Consider the following 17,330-nt stretch of genomic DNA (forward strand, 5'->3'; position numbering starts at 1 on the left):
CATGACGCCAAACGCCCAGCCCCGACGACTGACTTCCACCATCATCATTGCGCTGGCGTTCAGCGCCCCGGCCTGGGCCAAGACCCCGGTTGCCAGCGGCACCGGGGGCGCTGTAGCGACCATCAGCGAGCCGGCCTCGCAAGCGGCGCTGGCGATCCTGAACAAGGGCGGCAACGCGGTCGATGCGGCCGTGGCGGCGGCGGCCACGCTGGGCGTGACCGATCCGTTCAGCTGCGGCGTCGGCGGCGGCGGCTTCATGGTGATTTACCTGGCCAAGGAAAACCGCGTGATCACGCTTGATCACCGCGAGGTGGCGCCGGCATCGTTCCGCGCCGACGCTTTCGCAGCGGACGGCAAGGCGATGGACTTCGACACGGCGGTTGCCAGCGGCATGGCGGTCGGCGTGCCGGGCACGGTGCGCGGCTGGCACGATGCGCTCGAGCGCTATGGCACCATGTCCTTCAAACAAGTGCTGGCACCGGCCGTCAAGGTGGCGCAAGACGGCTTCAAGCTGAATGACAACTTCGTCGCCCTGGTCAAGGAAAACGAGAAAAAGTTCGCGCTGTTCCCCGAGACAGCAGCACGCTATATGCGGGACGGCAAGGCGCTGCCGGCCGGCACTTTGCTGCGCAATACCGACCTGGCCAAGACTTACAGGCTGCTGTCCACCGGCGGCGTGAAGGCCTTCTATTCGGGCAAGCTGGCGCAGGCGATCGTCGACTCGGTCAACCGGCCGCCGGTCGCTGCCGGCGTTTCAGTGCGCCCGGGCCAGATGTCGCTGGCCGACCTGGCCAATTACGAGGCGCGCTGGCGCCAGCCGGTGCGTAGCAGCTACCGCGGCTATGAGCTGGTTGGCATGCCCTTGCCAGGCAGCGGCGGCGTGACGATTGCCGAGGCGCTCAATATCCTGGAGGGCTTCGACCTGAAGTCCATGCCGCGCGAGAAAGCCGAACACCTGTACATGGAAGCGGTGCGGCTGGCCTTCGCCGACCGCAACGCCTACCTGGCCGATTCCGAATACGTCGATGCGCCGGTAGCGGGCCTGGTCAGCAAGGAGTACGCTGCGCGCCGCCGTGAGCTGATCGACCCGACGCAGGCGCATCACCACGCTCAGCCTGGCGATCCTTACCTGTTCCAGCAAGACCCGAGCGTGCCGCTGCGCCCGGCCAGCGCCGCCAAGGCCAGGCTGCTTTCTGAAAGCGCGCACACCACCCACCTGGCGGTGTCGGACAAGGACGGCAATATCGTGGCCTATACCTTCACCATCGAGTCATGGGGCGGCAGCGGCATCACGGTGCCGGGCTACGGCTTCATCCTGAACAACGAGATGACGGACTTCGATTTCACCGGCCCGCATCCGAACGTGCCGGAAGCCGGCAAGCGCCCACGCAGCAGCATGTCGCCGACCATCGCTTTCCGCAACGGCAAACCGGCCTTCACCATCGGCAGCCCGGGGGGCGCCACCATCGTGACCACGGTGCTGCAGACCATCTTCAACCATATCGACCTGGGCATGGACATGCCGTCAGCACTGAACGCACCACGCATTTCGGAGCGTAACGGCCAGGCCACGTCGGTCGAACCCGGATTTGCCGACAGCGCACAAGCCAAGGCACTGGAGCGTTTCGGCCAGCGCTGGGACGCCTCGGCCGAGGAGATCGGCGCCGCCAACGCCATCGTCTTCAATCCCGATGGCACGGTGACCGCGGTCAGCGAAGGCAAGCGCCATGGCGTGGGAAGCGCCCTGGTGCAAAAGCGCGGGCACTGATCATCCGTGCCGCTCGCGGCTGTCGGACGGCGCCTCGGCGCGCTCATTGAGGCCATAGTCGCGCACCACGCTGGCGATGCGCAGCCGGTAATCCGCGAACAGGTGTTCGCGCCCGGCTTGCTGGGCGGCGCGATGCGCTTCCACCCGGCGCCATTCCTGCACCGCTTGTTCATCGCGGAAGAACGATAGCGACAGCATCTTGCCGGGATTGGCCAGGCTCTGGAAGCGTTCGACGCTGATGAAACCATCGATCTGCTCCAGCGTTGGCTTCAGCCGCGCGGCGATGTCCAGGTAGGCGTCCTTGCGGCCTTCGGCGGGCGTTACTTCAAAAATCACTGCAATCATTGGTGGAACTCCGGTATGCGCGCGTTGAGCGATGCGCGGTAAGTCCAGCTCAGCTGCGGCAGCGGTTTGCTGCACAGCGCTTCGAGACAGCCGGCGGCAATCTGCAGCGCAAGCTGTTGCCCGGGGCAGGCATGGCGGCCATGGCCAAAGCCGCGTCTTGCTGCGCCGAGCATGACCAGTATCGCCTGCCCTGCTTCGACTGTCACGCTGCCGACCTGGCAGCGCTCGGCGGCGAAACGGCGGGTGTTGATGATGGGCGGGTCCGTCTCCATGACATGCGCCACCAGTGCGTTGGCGTCCGCGCAGGCGGCGCCTTGCTGGATGGCGACCAGGCTGTTGCCAAGCAGGCCGGCGCTGGCCTCATAGGTTTGCGACAGCAGGCCGACCAGGTTGGCGAGAATGGCGTGGTCGTTGCGCCAGCCGGCGGCGGCGGCTTCCTGCGCCACGCTTGCAGCCAGCGAATTTTCCGGCGCCGCTTGCAGCAGCTCGCGCATGGCGGCCAGCAGGCGCAGGCTCGCCGCGTGTGCCTGTTCGATTTGCCCAGCGCTGCTCAAAGGCGACAGGCAGGCCACGAAATCGGCCATCCAGCGCGCCACGGCGGGCAACTGCGCATTGGCGAAGCCCAGCAGGCTGGCAACCGTGCTGACGGGCGCTTCGAAACACCAGGCGCCGACTGGACGCCCCTGCGCAAGCAGGTCGGCCGCCACGGCGTGGGCACGCTGCCGGGCGGCATCGCCAGTGGCCACGCCAGCCAACGCACGCTGCAGGGCCAGCTTGGGCGCGGCGTGGCGCGCGCCATCGTTCATGCGCACCAGTGCGCCAAACACCTCGCCGGCGCCACCGCCGGCGATGGCGGCAGGCACCGGCTCGGCCAACGGACGCACGCGTAGTGCCGGATGGCCCAGCACTTGTTCCACCAGCGCGGTACCGGCGGCGATCCACAATCCCCGCCCTTCATCCCATTCCAGGTTCTGCATTCCAATCTCCGGCAACGTTCAAGAAATTGCAGTATGCTGAAAAAAGCGCAACGACAATTCGTCCGACACCGAAATATGGATTCCAAGCTTGCCAACATTGCCGGCGCCATCGCCGAACCTGCCCGCGCCCGCATGCTGTGCTCCCTGCTGGACGGCCATGCGCGCACCGCAACGGAGCTGTCGGTCGTGGCCGAAGTGAGCCCGTCCACCGCCAGCGCCCATCTTGCGCGCCTCAAGGACGAGCAATTGCTGGTGCAACTCGCGCAAGGCAAGCATCGCTACTACCAGCTCGCCAGCCAGGAAGTCGCCAGCGCACTGGAAGCCTTGCTGGTCGTTGCCGGCCTGCCACGCGGCGAATTCAAGCCCAGCACGCCCGATCGCCTGCGCCACGCGCGCACCTGCTACGATCACATGGCAGGCACGGTGGCAGTCAGGCTGCATGATCATTTCGCCGCCCAGGGTTGGCTGGCCGATGCCAGCGACGGCTACGAATTGAGCGCAGCGGGCGAACAGCAGTTCGCGCAGCTGGGGCTGGACTTGCCGGCCCTGCGCAAGCTGCGGCGCCGCTTTGCCTGCCCTTGCCTGGACTGGAGCGAGCGCAAGCCGCACCTCGGCGGGGCGCTCGGCGCGGCCTTGCTGCAACTGGCCCTGAAACGCGGCTGGGTCGAGCAGGATCTCGACAGCCGCGCGCTGCAAGTAGCGCCGAAAGGTCAACGCCAGATGCTGGCAGCCTTCGGTCTAAGCGGCGCTTAAGGTTTTGATAAGATGATGCAGTTTCCTGAACCAAGGCGGAGACTCCGGTCGTGAAAAAACTCATTCGTGAAAACAAGGGCTTCATCGTCTTCCTGCTGACGCTGGGCGTGTTCCGTACCGCAATCGCCGACTGGAACCCGATTCCGTCCGCCTCCATGCACCCCAACCTGCTGGAAGGCGACGTGGTTTTCGTCAACCGCATCGCCTATGACCTGAAAGTACCGCTGACCGACTACTCCGTCAGCCATCTGGGCGAACCACAGCGCGGCGACGTGGTCACCTTCTTCTCGCCGGAAGACCGTACCCGCCTGATCAAGCGTATCGCGGCCTTGCCTGGCGATCGTGTGGAAATCCGCGGCGAACACCTGATCATCAACGGCAAGACTGCCGACTACGTGGTGCTGGGCAACGCCACCGAACATATCGACAAGGTCGGCGACTTGCAGGCGCTGCAACTGCAGGAACACAATGCCAGCGCCAGCTACAGCATCCAGGTCCTGCCGCAAGTCGACGCCAAGCGCGATTTCGGTCCCGTCACCGTGCCGGCCGACAGCTACCTGATGCTGGGCGATAACCGCAACAACAGCCGCGATTCCCGCTTCATCGGCTTCGTGCCGCGCAAGCTGCTGATCGGCCGCGCCGAACGCGTGCTGGTTTCCGCCGACATCCTGGGCAACTGGGCGCCACGCACGGAACGTATCGGCATGAGCTTGCGGCCATGATCGATTTCCAGGGACTGGCCAAGCAGTACGGTGATTTCTCCGCCGTGCAGCCGCTGACGCTGGCAGTGCAGCGCGGCGAAGTGTTTGGCTTCCTTGGACCGAACGGCGCCGGCAAGACCACCACCATTCGCATGATGATGGGCATCCTGGTGCCCAGCGCAGGCCGCGTGCTGGTCGACGGCCTGGATTGCCAGGCCGATGCCGCCGAGGTCAAGCGGCATGTCGGCTACCTGCCGGACAACCCGATCTTCTACGACTTCCTGCGCGGGCGCGAGATCCTGCAATTCGTCGCCGAAATGCACGGCATGCCGCGCAAGGCCGCCGTCGAACGCGCCGCACAGTTGCTGGAAGAATTCGGACTGCAGGACGTGAGCGAGGAATTCGCCGTCAATTACTCGATGGGCATGAAGAAAAAACTGGGCCTGGCCTGCGCCCTGGTGCACGATCCCGCCGTGCTGATCCTGGACGAACCGATCAACGGCCTCGATCCGCGCGCGGCGCGCGAAGTACAGGACCGCCTGATTGCCAGCGCCGCCGCCGGCAAAACCATATTTGTGTCGACCCATCTGCTCGACATGGCGCAGCGCATGTGCAACCGCGTCGGCATTATCAACCGCGGCGCCCTGGTCGCCACCGGCTCGCTGGAAGAACTGCGCGGTGCCAGCAGCGACAACAGCACGCTGGAAGAGCTGTTCCTCAAATTCACCGAGCAAGACAGCCTGGCAGCATGATGGCCCTGCCCAGCGCCCCGCGCGCATTCTGGTTGCTGGCAAGGCTACGCTTGTTGCGGCTCCTGAACATCGGCAATGCGCTGCGCTTCGGCAAAGGGCCGCCCGGCACCAGCCGCGCACCGACGCGCGGCAAGAAGAGTGCGCGCTGGCTGGTCACCTTCGTGCTATCGGCCTTCATGCTGTTCGCCTTCCTGAATACCGCCAGCACGTCGCTGCTGAACATGCAGTGCCGCCTGCCAACCGGCAGCCAATGCGTAGCAGCCGATTCGGACGCCGCACCACGCGCCGCCATGCGCAAGGCGCGCAAGGAATTGCAGACCGCCCCTTTCCATCCGGTGCTGATGCAGGCTGCCGTGATGCAGGCCAGCCTGCTGTTCGGCATCGCCTTCCTGCTGCCGTTGGGGAGCAAGGAACTGGCACAGCCGGATTGGGACCTGGAATGGCTGGTCACGCTGCCGCTGGAGCGCCGTACCTTGCTGCTGGCGCGCATCGCGGAACGCACCCTGGCCAATCCATCCGGCATCCTCGCGCTGTGGCCGATGTGCATGGCAGTGGCCTGGCATTCCGGCTACCGCTGGGGCACGCCCTTCCTGGCCGCCGCATGCACCCTGCCCTTGCTGGCTTGTGCCGCCACGCTGCGCACGGTGGCCGATACCGGCCTGCGCCTGCGCATGGCGCCATCGCAGCTGCGCAACCTGCAGGCCATTGCCTCGGTCGCCAGCATGCCGCTGATGTACCTGGCCATGTCGCTCGCCATGCCGACCGCCACCCTGACGCTGGGCTGGGCCGCCCGATTCCCGGCCTGGACCTTGTGGACGCCGCCCGGCCTGGCGCTGCAGGCCCTCAATGCGCGCGACGCTATGCATGGCCTGGGCTACGGCGCCCTGCTGGCCGCGCAAGCCACATTTTTCCTATGGCTTGGCCTGCGACTGCTGAACGCCTTGCTGGCCGATGGCGTGGTTGCTACCGGTTCGCGCGAGGCGGGACGCAGCGCCACTCCGCGCTCCGCCTTCACCGGCTGGGCGCCTGGCACGCCGCTGCAACGGCGCGAGCTGCGATTGCTTAGCCGCGACCGCAACTTCCTGGTGCAAAGCCTGCTGATCCCCTTGATCATCTTCGGCAGCCAACTGGTCCTGAACGGCCAGGTGAAAAACATGCACCAGTTCATCAGCGATCCGGCCCTGCTGTCGTCGGTGGCCTTCGGCCTGGGCGCCTATGTGCTGATGCTGTCAGCCTTCCAGACCATCAACACCGAGGGTCACGCACTGTGGCTGCTGTACACCTACCCGCAGAGCATCGGCAGCATGCTGGCGCAGAAGGCGCAGCTATGGTCGGCGCTGGCATTGATCTACCCGTTGTCCGTCTTCGCGATGGGACTGTGGTTTGGCGTACCCGCCGATGGACGCCTGCTCTCGCAACTGGTGCTGGTCACTGCCGGCATCCCGGTCTTCGCCACGATTGCCGTCGCATTGGGCGTATGGGCATGCGATCCGCTGGCGCAGGATTTGCACGCCCGCGTGCGCCCTACTTTCGCCTATGCCTACCTTATCCTGTCGTCGTTCTACACCTACGCCCTGAACACCCACGAATGGCATGTGCGGCTGGCCATCATCGTGCTGCTGGCATCCCTCGCGTTATCGCTGTGGCAGCGCGCCCGCGACTCGCTGCCTTACCTGCTTGATCCTGCCGCCTCGCCGCCGCCGCGCGTCTCCGCCTCGGACGGGATCATGGCAGCCGTCCTGTTCTTCCTGCTGCAATTGCTGGTCGCAGGCGCCCTGTACATGGCCGGCAAGCCCGTCACCCTGCCGACAGTCACGCTGGCTTTCGCCATCGCCGGCGCCCTGGTCTACGCGCTGGCGCGACTGCTGTATTGGCGCAGCGGGACCAGCGGTGTGCCACGCCTGTGGCAAGGGCCATTCAGCGCGGCCTGGCGCAGCGCCATCGGCTGGGGTTTTCTGATGGCCCTGCCCGCGTTGGCAGGCGGCTTCCTGTGGCTGGTCATCCTGCGCCAGGTTGGCGCCATGCCAAACGCCGCGCCGCCAGTCGCGCTGGCGTGGCTGGCGCCACTCGCCGTGCTGGCCGCGCCGATCTTTGAAGAATTCATTTTCCGCGGCCAGGTCTATGGCGGCCTGCGTCGCTCGCTGCCGCCCTGGCAGGCAATGGCCGCCAGCGCGGCGCTGTTTGCGGTCATCCATCCACCGCTGGCCATGGCGCCGGTGTTCGTGCTGGGCCTCTGCACCGCAATCGCGGCGGAACGCAGCAAGTCGCTGCTGGCCCCGATGCTGGCGCATGCGCTCTACAACGCAGGCATGCTCGCCATGCAGCTTTACAGCTATTAAAACTGCGCTCCGCAGGAAATCGTCCCGCGGCGCAGCGCGTGATCGTTATCCTCCCCGTCATCGGCCCAGATGAACGTCTTCAGCTGGTTGGTGCATTCCGATTCCGGCGCAATCGCGATACCCTCGTTGTTCAAGTTGGACATCGAGCCTGGACGATTGTAGCCCTTACGCACCACGAACTTGCCTTTCGTAGGAGAGCCCGCCGTAGTATCGACCGACAACAAGGTCGTTTTGCCGCTGCAGTTGTTGTCGCAGGCAGCCCACAGGATGTTGTTGTCCCGGTCAAACGACAGGTCCATGATCTGCGACTGGCCGCTCGCCAGGGTGGCGACGCGCACATAGCTGGAGCCGGACTGGTTGAGTGCATAAGCATAGATCTGGCCGTTCGCTTCCAGGCCGACCAGGAACAGGCCCGTGCCGTGCGACGGGTAATTCGCCGGGTCGTAGGGCAGGCGCGTATTTTCGTCAATGAACTGGCTGGCCTGCAGGTAGCTGTCCGGCACCCAGGTAATCGCTTCCAGGCCGGCATTGGAATCGACCTTTGGCAGGTCGGCCGTCAGGTTCCACTCGTTGGTCGCCTTCAAGGTGCTGCCAGTCGCGCTGGTGTCGTAGCGCAGGATGCTCAAGCGGCTAGAGCCACTGCCATCGCGCTCGGATGCCACATACACCGCGGGCGAGGTCAATTCGGCCATGGTCACGCCTTCGGCGTCCGGCGCGCCGCTTCCGTTCGGATAACGCAGCGTCTTGCCACTGCCCCAGCTATTCGTGGTGTTCTTGACGTAGTTGGAGCCGTTCCAAGTCAGCCTGTACAGCTTGGAGGGCGAATTCTGCACGGCCCACAGCACAGCGGCATTCGATGCCGCGGCGGGCTGGTAGAACAGGCCGCTCAAGTTTTCGCCGAAGGTGCTGGCCTGGTCGGCCGTCGCCACGGTATTGGTGGTCGGCCATGCGGTAAAGGTGACCGCCATCGATTGGGTACTCAGCACGCCGAAGGCGCAGCCCAGGAAGAGCTTTGCGATCCTGGACGAAGTAGAATTTTGCATTTCATTGATCTCCGTGTGTGGGGGGCGATGCACACCGTAGCAATCGAATATGAATTGGCGATGACAGGCAAAAAAAGCGGTGGCCTGTTGCCAGGACCACCGCAAGGAAGAACGCCATGGGGGGCGTTAACGGAGTTAATCGTATTAGCGGGACTGGTGCGACATCATCCAGGCCACAAAAGCTTCGCGGTTGCGCGAGCAGATCAGCACCTTGCCGCGGCCGGAGAAGCGCAGCACCATGCCTTCGCCGCTGGTCACCGAGTTGACCAGGTTGCCGAACAAGCCGCCGCCGGAGCGGGTCGCCACCGCCAGGTCGTAGCGCAGCGCGCTATCCCAGGCCACGACGTGGGCGTTGTCGATCACCACTTCCTTGCCTGGCTCGACCTCGACCTCATGCAATGCACCGAAACCCGACACCACCAGCTGGCCGGAGCCGCTCGATTCGGTGATGAAGAAGCCGCCGCTCTGGCCGAACAGCGCGTTGCCGACATTCTGCGTACGCACCCGCAGGTCGATGCCGCTGCTGGCGGCGACAAAAGCGGCATCGCTGATCAGGTACTGGCGCTCGCCGACTTCCAGCACGCGCATGGCACCCGGCAGGTTCGGCGACAACAGGCAGTTGCCGTCGCCGCCAGTCGCTTCGATGTTCTGCTGGAAGAACGACTCGCCATTTGCCAGGGAGCGCATCAAGGCGCCGCCCAGGCCACCGCGCATCTTGCCTTTCAGCTCGAGCGTGGCGTCCATCATCACCATCGCGTTCGATTCGCAGAAGATGCGTTCGCCCTGCTTCATCGAGACCTGCAGGAAGGGATCGATATCCCCGCTTACTTTAAATGTCGTCATGGTTTCAGGTTCCCTTCAATTCAAGCTTCTTGTGGCGGATCGAAGACCACAGCGATGCCACGATAAATGCCACACCAATCAGGCCGGTAATCACTTCCGGGATATGGAACTTCATGCTCGCCAACATGATCACAGCCAGGATACCGATCGCGTAGTGCGCGCCGTGCTCCAGGTAGACATACTCTTCGAGCGTGCCCTTGTGCACCAGGTAGACGGTCATCGAACGTACGAACATCGCGCCAATGGCCAGGCCCAGCATGATGATCACGACGTCGCTGGTGATGGCGAAGGCGCCGATCACGCCGTCGAAGGAGAACGATGCATCCAGCACTTCCAGGTACAGGAAGCCGCCGACACCGCCGCGCTTGACCAGCTCACCGGCATTCACGCCGCCTTCCTCGCCCTTCTCCATCCAGGTCGACAAGGCATCGACGGCTACATAAGTCAGCAAGCCCCACATGCCGGCCACCAGCACGATGAACTTCTGCGATTCTTCGACGATGCCCAGGCTGCCCAGCAGCACGCCCATCGAAATCATGATCGCAATCGAAGACACCTTGCCCAGCGCACCCAGCTTGCGTTCCACATTGCCCAGCCAGTGCATCTGCTTTTCATGATCGAAGATGAAGTTCAGGAACACCATCAGCAGGAACATGCCGCCGAATGCCGCCACTTCAGCGTGGTGGTTGGTCAGGTGGGTCGAAAAGGCTTTGGGGTCGTTCAGCGCCAGCGTCCACACGTCCGGGATGCTGAGGTCTGCCGCCACCGCCACGATCACCAGCGGGAATACCAGGCGCATGCCGAATACCGCGATGATGATGCCGACACCAAGGAACAGCTTTTGCCAGAATTCGTCCCAGTTTTTCAGGACGGAGGCATTGACAACCGCGTTGTCGAAAGAGAGCGAGACTTCCATCACGCTCAGGATAAAGGCGATCCATAAGGCCGCCAGGGCGCCACTGACGCCTGTTTGTTGGTAACCCCACCAGCCTGCCACAGCAAGACAGATGAAGGAGACCAGGAATGACATCCTGAAGTGCTTCATCGGTTGACCCTTTCTCGTTGATAAGTCTGGCCAGTCTAAGGGCGGGACGCTTTTTTAAAAATAGAAGATAATCGAAGTATTACTTCGTAAAAAGCGAAACATGAAAACCACGGGCCTGAACTTCCGCCACCTGTATTTCTTCCGCATGGTCGCCGCCGAAGGTAGCGTGACCCGGGCCGCCGACCGGCTGGGCCTGGCGATCCAGACGGTCAGCACGCAGATTGCTGCGCTGGAGCAATCAATCGGCAAGTCACTGCTGACCCAGCAGGGCCGGCGCCTGGTGCCGACCGAAGCGGGCCGGGTGGCGCTGACTTACGCCGAGCAGATTTTCCAGCTTGGCGACCGAATGCAGGAGGCGCTCGAGGAAGTGGATGCCGGCAAGATCCGGCTGGCAGTCGGCATTTCGGATTCCATGCCCAAGCTGATTGCGGCGCACTACCTGCAGGCCGCGCTGCCGCCGGATACGCCGGTGCGCCTGGTGTGCACCGAGGGCGAGTTCGACGCCCTGCTGGCGGAACTGGCACTGCACAAGCTGGACGTGGTGCTGACCGACCGCCCGGTGCGCGCCAGCGCTTCACTGAAAGTGTTCAGCCACCTGCTGGGTGAAAGCGAGATGCAGTTGTTCGGAACGCGGGGCCTGGCGCGCAAATACGGCAAGGACTTCCCCGACAGCCTGAACGGCGCCCCGATCCTGCTGCCGACCCGGAATACGGCGCTGCGCGGCCGCATCGACGCCTGGCTGCTGGAACAGGGCGTGCGGCCCGACGTGGTGGGAGAATTCGAAGATAGCGCGATGCTGAACACCTTCGGCCGCAGCGGCATGGGCCTGTTCTTTGCGCCGGCGGCGCTGGCGGACGACATGCTGGAGCAGTTTGGCGCGGTGCCGGTGGGGCCGGCATCCGAGCTGCAGGAACAGTTCTACGCGATTTCCAGCGAGCGGCGCATCAGCCACCCTGTGGTCGAGGCGATGCTGAGTATTTCGCAGCGATAGCGTCAAGGCCGGCGCCGGCGTAAGTCATCATATCGTCGACCAGACCCTCGGCATCGTCGGCCAGCGCGGGAAACAGCTTGCTGCGCATGTCGCGCGGCGCCACCAGCAGCGCCAGGCAGGGCGACATCAGCAGGAACAGCGCGCGCTGCAGGCCGGGCGTGGTCGGCGGCAGTCCGATGATGTCGCACACGAGTTCCAGCATGACCATGGCTTTCGGGGCGATGGCTTTTTGCACCAGCGCCGGCGCGTGTTCGGTCGGCGACATCAGTTCACGGATCACCACACGTGCGCCCCAGTGCGCATCGGCCCCGGTGGCGCGCAGCACGATGCCGCGCAAAATCACGCGCAGCTTGTCGCGTGGCGCCAGCTCGCGCGAGGTGATTTCCTGTATATCCTCAAGCTTGAGCAAATGATGGTGGGCCTCCACCAGTACCGCTTCATATAGCGCGCCGCGGCTGCCGAAGTGATAATTGACGGCAGCGATATTGGTGCCGGCGCGGGCGCAGATTTCCTTGCTGGTGGCGTCGGCAAAGCCACGTTCGGCAAACACCTGTCCCGCCACGTCCAGCAGGGCCTGGCGGGTGGCGTCGCCGTCCTGGCGGTTGGCACGGATTGCTGTCTTTTTTTGCATGGCTCGCATTGTACGTCGAAAATAAATTCAAATCCAAATTTGAATTTGATGTAGAATTTCCCCAGGAGGTTCTGCCATGAACAAGAAGCTTGTTGGAATTGCCATAGTGGCTGCGGCGGCCATTGCGGCTGGCGTCTGGTACTGGAGCCGTCCCGTCGCGGACGACAAGGAATTGGTCCTGTACGGGAATGTCGACTTGCGGCAGGTGGCACTTGCCTTCCCGGCCAGCGAACGGGTGGCGCGCGTACTGGCGGAGGAAGGCCAGAAGGTGCAGGCCGGCCAGGTCCTGGCGGAACTCGATACGCGCGGCCTGCGCTTGCGTTTGGCCGAAGCCGAAGCCCAGGCGGCCGCCCAGCAGCAGGTGCTGGCGCGCCTCAAGGCCGGCACCCGCGCCGAAGAACTGGCGCAAGCAGCTGCCCGCACCGCCTCCGCACAAGCGGACACCGATCTCGCGCGCCAGCAACTGGAACGCGCGTTGGCGGTGCAGCAGGACAGCAATGGCCGCGCGATCAGCCAGCAGGATGTCGATGCCGCCCGCGCCCGCGCCAAATCGGCACAAGCGGCGCTGGAACAGGCACGCCAGGGACAGGAATTGGCCCGGCACGGTCCGCGCCGTGAAGATATCGCGCAGGCACAGGCGCAAGTCGATGCCGCCAATGCGGCCATCGCGCTGCTGCAATACCAGCTAGGCGAAGCTTCCTTGAAAGCGCCTGTCAACGCCGTGGTGCGCGCGCGCCTGATGGAGGCCGGCGACATGGCCTCGCCGCAGCGGCCTGTCTATACGCTGGCGATTGCCGATCCGAAGTGGGTTCGAACCTATGTGCGCGAGGCTGACCTGGGGCGCATCAAGCCGGGCCTGGCCGCCAGCATTTCGATCGACAGCCAGCCGGGCAAGACGCTGGCAGGCAAGGTTGGCTACATTTCCTCGGTAGCCGAGTTCACGCCGAAGAGCGTGCAGACCGAGGAACTGCGCACGGCGCTGGTATATGAAGTGCGCGTGCTGGCCGACGACAAGGCCGATGTGCTACGCATGGGAATGCCGGCGACTGTGCGGATCGCGGTCGGGCGCTGATCATGACTTCAGCAGTCCTCAGCGGACGTGGCCTGTCCCGCCATTTCAACGTCAAAGGTGCAGCAGCACCTGTGGAGGCGGTGCGCGAGGTGTCGCTGGAGGTGGCTTCCGGCGCCCTGACGGCGCTGGTGGGGCCGGATGGCGCGGGCAAGACCACTTTGCTGCGCATGGCGGCCGGCTTGCTGGCGCCCAGTGGCGGAAGCCTGTCGGTGCTGGGCCTCGATGTCGCTGCGCAGCCCCAGCAGGTACAGGACCGTATCAGCTACATGCCGCAGCGCTTTGGTTTGTATGAGGACTTGAGCGTGCAGGAGAACATGGACCTGTATGCGGACCTGCACGGCGTGCCGGCGGACGTGCGGCGCGAGCGTTTCGCGCGGTTGCTGCATATGACCGACCTGGCGCGGTTCACTTCACGCCCGGCGAGCAAGCTGTCCGGCGGGATGAAGCAGAAGCTTGGGCTGGCTTGCACACTGGTGCGCTTGCCCGAACTGCTGCTGCTCGATGAGCCGACGGTCGGCGTCGACCCTTTGTCGCGCCGCGAGCTATGGGAGATTGTGCAGCAGCTGGTGGATGAAGAGCGGCTATCGGTCATCGTCAGCACCTCATATATGGACGAGGCGGAGCGCTGCCAGCAGGTGTTTGTCATGCATGAAGGACGCTTGCTGGCGTCTGGGGCTCCGTCCGACCTGCGCGCTTGCGCTGATGGGTTGTGCTTCACAGCGACACCGCGCGCCGGCCAGTCGGCGCGGGCGCTGCAGGCGCGCCTGATCGATGCACGGGAGAGCGTGGTCGATGCCGTGCCTGAGGGGGGACACGTGCGGTTTATCCGCCGCGCGGATGCTTCGGACGGCGCGCTTGCCCAGCTTCTGGATGGCTTGCCAGCCCAGCCGGTGCCGGCGCGGCTGGAAGACGGATTCATGATGCTGCTGCGCGCCGCCCCTGCCGCGCCCGCCGCCTCGCCTGCAGCAGCGGCGGAGGGGGCGCCAGGCATAGCCATGGCATCTGGCGGCGACGGGGCGGGCGGCGAGGCCATGATCGAGGTGCGCGACCTGGTGCGCAAGTTTGGCGACTTCACGGCGGTGGCAAGCACCAGTTTCAGCGTTGCACGCGGCGAGATATTCGGCTTGCTGGGACCAAACGGCGCCGGCAAGACCACCACCTTCCGCATGTTGTGCGGGCTTCTTCCTGCCAGCTCCGGCTTCCTGCAGGTGGCAGGCGTCAACCTGCGCCACGCGCGCGCGCAAGCCCGCGCCAAAGTCGGCTACGTTTCGCAAAAGTTCGCCCTCTACGGCAACCTGACCGTGCAGGAAAACCTCGACTTCTTCGGCGGCGCCTACGGCCTGTATGGCAAACGCCTGAAACAGCGCACCGGCCAGGTCCTGGACGAATTCCAGCTGCGCGGACAAGAGCACATGCCCAGCGGCCAACTGCCGGGCGGCTTCAAGCAACGCCTCGCAATGGCGACCGGACTGCTGCACGAGCCGGAAGTACTGTTCCTGGACGAACCGACCAGTGGCGCCGATCCACTGGCACGGCGCGAATTCTGGCGCCGCATCACCACACTGTCCGCGCAAGGCGTCACCATCGTGGTGACGACGCACTTCATGGAAGAAGCCGAATACTGCGACCGCATCGTGATCCAGGACGCCGGCAAGCTGCTCGCCATCGGCACCCCGCGCGAGGTCCGAAGCCAGGCGGGCGATGCCGGCAATATGGAAGACGCCTTCATCGCCATTGTCGAAAAGAACCGCAGCGGAGCGACGCCATGAACAGCGGCTTCCGTTCCCGGCTGACAGCCCTGGTGCGCAAGGAATTCCGCCAACTTGTGCGTGACGCATCGAACATGGCAATCGGTATCGCCCTGCCGATCGTCCTGATCCTGATTTTCGGCTACGGCCTGTCGCTGGACGTAAAGAACGCCCCCATCGCCATCGTCATGGAAGACAGCTCCCCGACCGCACAGGAAGCAGTCGCCGGATTCAGCCTGTCGCCTTCCTTCGCCCCGCTCCCGGTGGCCTCGATGCACGACGCGGAAATCCTGATGCGCGAGCGCCGCGTCGACGCCATCGTCCGCATCCCCGCCACCTTCTCGCGCGATGTCGCCGCCGGCACCGCCGCCGTACAAATCATTGTGCACGGCGCGGAGGCCAACCGCGCCACCATCATTTTGAACTACGCCGGCGGCGCGCTGCAGCAATGGAACGCCCGCCGCGCCGAACGCCTTGGCAGCGCGGCCCGCGCCGACGCCATTCCGGCCAACGGCGCCGTGAGCATCGAGCAACGCATGTGGTACAACAGCGCCAACACCAGCACCTGGTACCTGGTGCCAGGCCTGATCGTGCTGATCATGACGCTGGTGGGCGCCTTCCTCACCGCCCTGGTGATGGCGCGCGAATGGGAGCGTGGCACGCTGGAAGCGCTGTTCGTCACGCCGGTGCGGCCAGTCGAGATCCTGCTGGCCAAGGTGATTCCCTACTTCTGCGTCGGCATGATGGGCCTCTTCCTGTGCCTGGCTGCGGCACGCTTCCTGTTCAAGGTACCGATGCAGGGATCGCTGCTGGTCATCATCTTCGCCTCCATGCTGTACCTGATCGTGGCGCTCGGCATGGGGCTGTTGATTTCTTCGGCAACCAAGAACCAGTTCCTGGCCAGCCAGTTGGCCCTGGTCAGCAGCTTCATGCCATCGCTGATGCTGTCCGGCTTCCTGTTCGACCTGCGCAACGTGCCGGTAGCGGTGCAGGTGGTCGGCCGCATCCTGCCCGCCACCTATTTCATGGAACTGGTCAAGACGCTTTTCCTGGCCGGGAATGTCTGGCCGCTGATACTGCGCAATTGCGCCATCCTCGCCGCCTACGCCGTGCTGCTACTGAGCATCGCGCGCGCGGTGACCCGCAAACGACTGGACTGAGGCCGCCATGATCAATTTCTTCCGCCGCATTGCCGTCATCGTTCGCAAGGAATTCCTGGCGGTGTTCAAGGACCCGAAGAGCCGCTTCATCCTGGTGGTGCCGGCCATCGTGCAAAGCCTGCTGTTCGGCTACGCGGCGACGTATGACCTGACCTATGTGCCGTACGCGCTGCATGACGCCAGCCACAGCGCCGCCTCGGCCGAACTGCTGGCCAAACTGGATGCCAGCGCTACCTTCCGCCGCACGCTCACGTTCGAAACCCAGGAAGCCCTGCGTGATGCGATCGACAGCCAGAAGGCACTGCTGGCCATCAGCATCCCGGTCGACTTCGAACGGCGCCTGTATGCGGGCGACGCTGCGCCCCTGCAGATCGTGCTGGATGGACGCAACTCCAATACTGCCGGTTCGGCCGCGGCCTACGTCGGCGCCGTGGTATCCGACTTCAACCGCCAATGGCGTGAAAAGCACGGTGGCGCCCAGCCCGCGCTGCGCATCGAATCGCGCGCATGGTTCAACCCGAACCTGGAAACGCGCTGGTACCTGATGCCGGGCATGATCGCCGCCTTGAGCATGCTGCAAACCCTGCTGCTGACGGCCCTTTCGGTGGCGCGCGAGCGCGAGCAAGGAACGTTCGACCAGTTGCTCGTCACTCCGCTGACGCCAATCGACATCATGATCGGCAAAGCCCTGCCGCCCATCATGATCGGCCTGCTGCAGTCGACGCTGATCCTGCTGGTCACAAGGCTGTGGTTCGGCGTGCCGATGGCGGGCTCGCTGCTCTCCATCTACACCGGGCTGACGCTGTTCACGGTCGCCAGCGTTGGCGTCGGCCTGTCGATATCGGCCGTGTCGCTGAATATGCAACAGGCCATGCTGTACACCTTCGTGCTGGTGATGCCGATGATGTTGCTGTCCGGGCTCACCACGCCGGTACGGAATATGCCGGAAGTGCTGCAGATCGTGACCATGGCCAATCCCCTGCGCTTCGCCATCGACATGATTCAGCGGGTCTACCTCGAAGGCGCCGGCCTCGCCACCCTGTGGCCGAACATGCTGCCGCTCGTGCTGATCGCCCTCATTACGCTGCCCTTGGCGGCATGGCTGTTCCGCCACCGCCTTGCCTGAACTGGAAACACTCATGAAACAGCTCACAATCTCCCT

The 17,330-nt window shown here is 64.4% G+C and carries 16 protein-coding genes; 10 read left to right on the plus strand and 6 right to left on the minus strand.

The window, feature by feature from the left end; all coding sequences use genetic code 11:
* Position 1: 1 nt before the first annotated feature.
* Complete coding sequence (gene ggt / locus ACQ4MM_RS04175) at positions 2–1,768, plus strand: gamma-glutamyltransferase (RefSeq protein ID WP_431476194.1); 1,767 nt, start codon at positions 2–4, stop codon at positions 1,766–1,768.
* On the opposite strand, the gene ACQ4MM_RS04180 is transcribed toward ggt, so the two are convergent.
* Positions 1,769–2,113 carry an antibiotic biosynthesis monooxygenase family protein gene (locus tag ACQ4MM_RS04180; RefSeq protein WP_431476195.1) on the minus strand — a complete coding sequence of 115 codons (345 nt, stop codon included), beginning with the start codon at positions 2,111–2,113 and terminating at the stop codon, positions 1,769–1,771.
* A complete protein-coding gene (locus tag ACQ4MM_RS04185) occupies positions 2,110–3,090 on the minus strand; it encodes a cytochrome P450 (protein WP_431476196.1) in 981 nt (326 codons plus the stop codon). Before ACQ4MM_RS04185 ends, ACQ4MM_RS04180 begins: the two co-directional genes overlap by 4 nt.
* 75 nt (positions 3,091–3,165) lie before the next feature.
* On the opposite strand from ACQ4MM_RS04185, the gene ACQ4MM_RS04190 reads away from it, so the two are divergent.
* The 4 genes from ACQ4MM_RS04190 to ACQ4MM_RS04205 are packed head-to-tail and all read left to right on the plus strand — an operon-like array spanning position 3,166 to position 7,635.
* The gene (locus tag ACQ4MM_RS04190; RefSeq protein WP_431476197.1) at positions 3,166–3,843 is read left to right on the plus strand and encodes an ArsR/SmtB family transcription factor; all 678 of its coding nucleotides are present in this window, start codon (positions 3,166–3,168) and stop codon (positions 3,841–3,843) included.
* A 50-nt stretch (positions 3,844–3,893) separates the two neighbouring features.
* On the plus strand, positions 3,894–4,565 hold the full coding sequence (gene lepB, locus ACQ4MM_RS04195) for a signal peptidase I (RefSeq protein WP_431476198.1): 672 nt from the start codon (positions 3,894–3,896) through the stop codon (positions 4,563–4,565).
* A complete protein-coding gene (locus ACQ4MM_RS04200; RefSeq protein ID WP_431476199.1) occupies positions 4,562–5,296 on the plus strand; it encodes an ABC transporter ATP-binding protein in 735 nt (244 codons plus the stop codon). Before lepB ends, ACQ4MM_RS04200 begins: the two co-directional genes overlap by 4 nt.
* Positions 5,293–7,635, plus strand: coding sequence for a CPBP family intramembrane glutamic endopeptidase (locus ACQ4MM_RS04205; RefSeq protein WP_431476200.1), 2,343 nt, complete (start codon positions 5,293–5,295; stop codon positions 7,633–7,635). The genes ACQ4MM_RS04200 and ACQ4MM_RS04205 overlap by 4 nt, the downstream gene beginning before the upstream one ends.
* Here the strand turns inward: ACQ4MM_RS04205 and ACQ4MM_RS04210 are convergent.
* The 3 genes from ACQ4MM_RS04210 to ACQ4MM_RS04220 form a co-directional block, all read right to left on the minus strand.
* Entirely contained in the window at positions 7,632–8,678 is a 1,047-nt protein-coding gene (locus tag ACQ4MM_RS04210) for an esterase-like activity of phytase family protein (RefSeq protein ID WP_431476201.1), read from the minus strand. The two genes, ACQ4MM_RS04205 and ACQ4MM_RS04210, sit on opposite strands and share 4 nt — an antisense overlap.
* Positions 8,679–8,822: 144 nt before the next feature.
* Positions 8,823–9,521: a TIGR00266 family protein gene (locus tag ACQ4MM_RS04215; protein WP_431476202.1), complete on the minus strand. Its 699-nt coding sequence runs from the start codon at positions 9,519–9,521 to the stop codon at positions 8,823–8,825.
* A gap of 4 nt (positions 9,522–9,525) precedes the next feature.
* Positions 9,526–10,566: a DUF475 domain-containing protein gene (locus ACQ4MM_RS04220; RefSeq protein WP_431476203.1), complete on the minus strand. Its 1,041-nt coding sequence runs from the start codon at positions 10,564–10,566 to the stop codon at positions 9,526–9,528.
* 100 nt (positions 10,567–10,666) lie between these two features.
* On the opposite strand from ACQ4MM_RS04220, the gene nhaR reads away from it, so the two are divergent.
* Positions 10,667–11,557, plus strand: a complete 891-nt coding sequence (nhaR, locus tag ACQ4MM_RS04225) for a transcriptional activator NhaR (protein ID WP_431476204.1) — start codon at positions 10,667–10,669, stop codon at positions 11,555–11,557.
* Here the strand turns inward: nhaR and ACQ4MM_RS04230 are convergent.
* The gene (locus ACQ4MM_RS04230; protein ID WP_431476205.1) at positions 11,511–12,188 is read right to left on the minus strand and encodes a CerR family C-terminal domain-containing protein; all 678 of its coding nucleotides are present in this window, start codon (positions 12,186–12,188) and stop codon (positions 11,511–11,513) included. The two genes, nhaR and ACQ4MM_RS04230, sit on opposite strands and share 47 nt — an antisense overlap.
* A 76-nt stretch (positions 12,189–12,264) precedes the next feature.
* Here ACQ4MM_RS04230 and ACQ4MM_RS04235 point away from each other — a divergent pair, with 76 nt between their 5' ends.
* The 4 genes from ACQ4MM_RS04235 to ACQ4MM_RS04250 are packed head-to-tail and all read left to right on the plus strand — an operon-like array spanning position 12,265 to position 17,294.
* The gene (locus ACQ4MM_RS04235) at positions 12,265–13,260 is read left to right on the plus strand and encodes an HlyD family efflux transporter periplasmic adaptor subunit (RefSeq protein WP_431476206.1); all 996 of its coding nucleotides are present in this window, start codon (positions 12,265–12,267) and stop codon (positions 13,258–13,260) included.
* Between the two features lie 2 nt (positions 13,261–13,262).
* Positions 13,263–15,029: an ATP-binding cassette domain-containing protein gene (locus ACQ4MM_RS04240; RefSeq protein ID WP_431476207.1), complete on the plus strand. Its 1,767-nt coding sequence runs from the start codon at positions 13,263–13,265 to the stop codon at positions 15,027–15,029.
* Positions 15,026–16,168 carry an ABC transporter permease gene (locus ACQ4MM_RS04245; RefSeq protein WP_431476208.1) on the plus strand — a complete coding sequence of 381 codons (1,143 nt, stop codon included), beginning with the start codon at positions 15,026–15,028 and terminating at the stop codon, positions 16,166–16,168. Before ACQ4MM_RS04240 ends, ACQ4MM_RS04245 begins: the two co-directional genes overlap by 4 nt.
* A 7-nt stretch (positions 16,169–16,175) precedes the next feature.
* Positions 16,176–17,294 carry an ABC transporter permease gene (locus ACQ4MM_RS04250; RefSeq protein WP_431476209.1) on the plus strand — a complete coding sequence of 373 codons (1,119 nt, stop codon included), beginning with the start codon at positions 16,176–16,178 and terminating at the stop codon, positions 17,292–17,294.
* Positions 17,295–17,330 lie beyond the last annotated feature (36 nt).

Source organism: Massilia eburnea, from assembly GCF_050709955.1.
GTDB classification, from domain to species: Bacteria; Pseudomonadota; Gammaproteobacteria; order Burkholderiales; family Burkholderiaceae_D; genus Rugamonas; species Rugamonas eburnea_A.

Bases quoted from the DNA above. Each gene is read 5' to 3' on its own strand.
- ACQ4MM_RS04185 (WP_431476196.1), bottom strand. From the start codon at position 3,090: ATGCAGAACCTGGAATGGGATGAAGGGCGGGGATTGTGGATCGCCGCC.
- ACQ4MM_RS04230 (WP_431476205.1), bottom strand. From the start codon at position 12,188: ATGCAAAAAAAGACAGCAATCCGTGCCAACCGCCAGGACGGCGACGCC.
- ACQ4MM_RS04180 (WP_431476195.1), bottom strand. From the start codon at position 2,113: ATGATTGCAGTGATTTTTGAAGTAACGCCCGCCGAAGGCCGCAAGGAC.
- ACQ4MM_RS04250 (WP_431476209.1), top strand. From the start codon at position 16,176: ATGATCAATTTCTTCCGCCGCATTGCCGTCATCGTTCGCAAGGAATTC.
- ACQ4MM_RS04215 (WP_431476202.1), bottom strand. From the start codon at position 9,521: ATGACGACATTTAAAGTAAGCGGGGATATCGATCCCTTCCTGCAGGTC.
- ACQ4MM_RS04245 (WP_431476208.1), top strand. From the start codon at position 15,026: ATGAACAGCGGCTTCCGTTCCCGGCTGACAGCCCTGGTGCGCAAGGAA.
- ggt (WP_431476194.1), top strand. From the start codon at position 2: ATGACGCCAAACGCCCAGCCCCGACGACTGACTTCCACCATCATCATT.
- ACQ4MM_RS04210 (WP_431476201.1), bottom strand. From the start codon at position 8,678: ATGCAAAATTCTACTTCGTCCAGGATCGCAAAGCTCTTCCTGGGCTGC.
- ACQ4MM_RS04190 (WP_431476197.1), top strand. From the start codon at position 3,166: ATGGATTCCAAGCTTGCCAACATTGCCGGCGCCATCGCCGAACCTGCC.
- ACQ4MM_RS04235 (WP_431476206.1), top strand. From the start codon at position 12,265: ATGAACAAGAAGCTTGTTGGAATTGCCATAGTGGCTGCGGCGGCCATT.
- ACQ4MM_RS04220 (WP_431476203.1), bottom strand. From the start codon at position 10,566: ATGAAGCACTTCAGGATGTCATTCCTGGTCTCCTTCATCTGTCTTGCT.
- ACQ4MM_RS04205 (WP_431476200.1), top strand. From the start codon at position 5,293: ATGATGGCCCTGCCCAGCGCCCCGCGCGCATTCTGGTTGCTGGCAAGG.
- ACQ4MM_RS04240 (WP_431476207.1), top strand. From the start codon at position 13,263: ATGACTTCAGCAGTCCTCAGCGGACGTGGCCTGTCCCGCCATTTCAAC.
- nhaR (WP_431476204.1), top strand. From the start codon at position 10,667: ATGAAAACCACGGGCCTGAACTTCCGCCACCTGTATTTCTTCCGCATG.
- ACQ4MM_RS04200 (WP_431476199.1), top strand. From the start codon at position 4,562: ATGATCGATTTCCAGGGACTGGCCAAGCAGTACGGTGATTTCTCCGCC.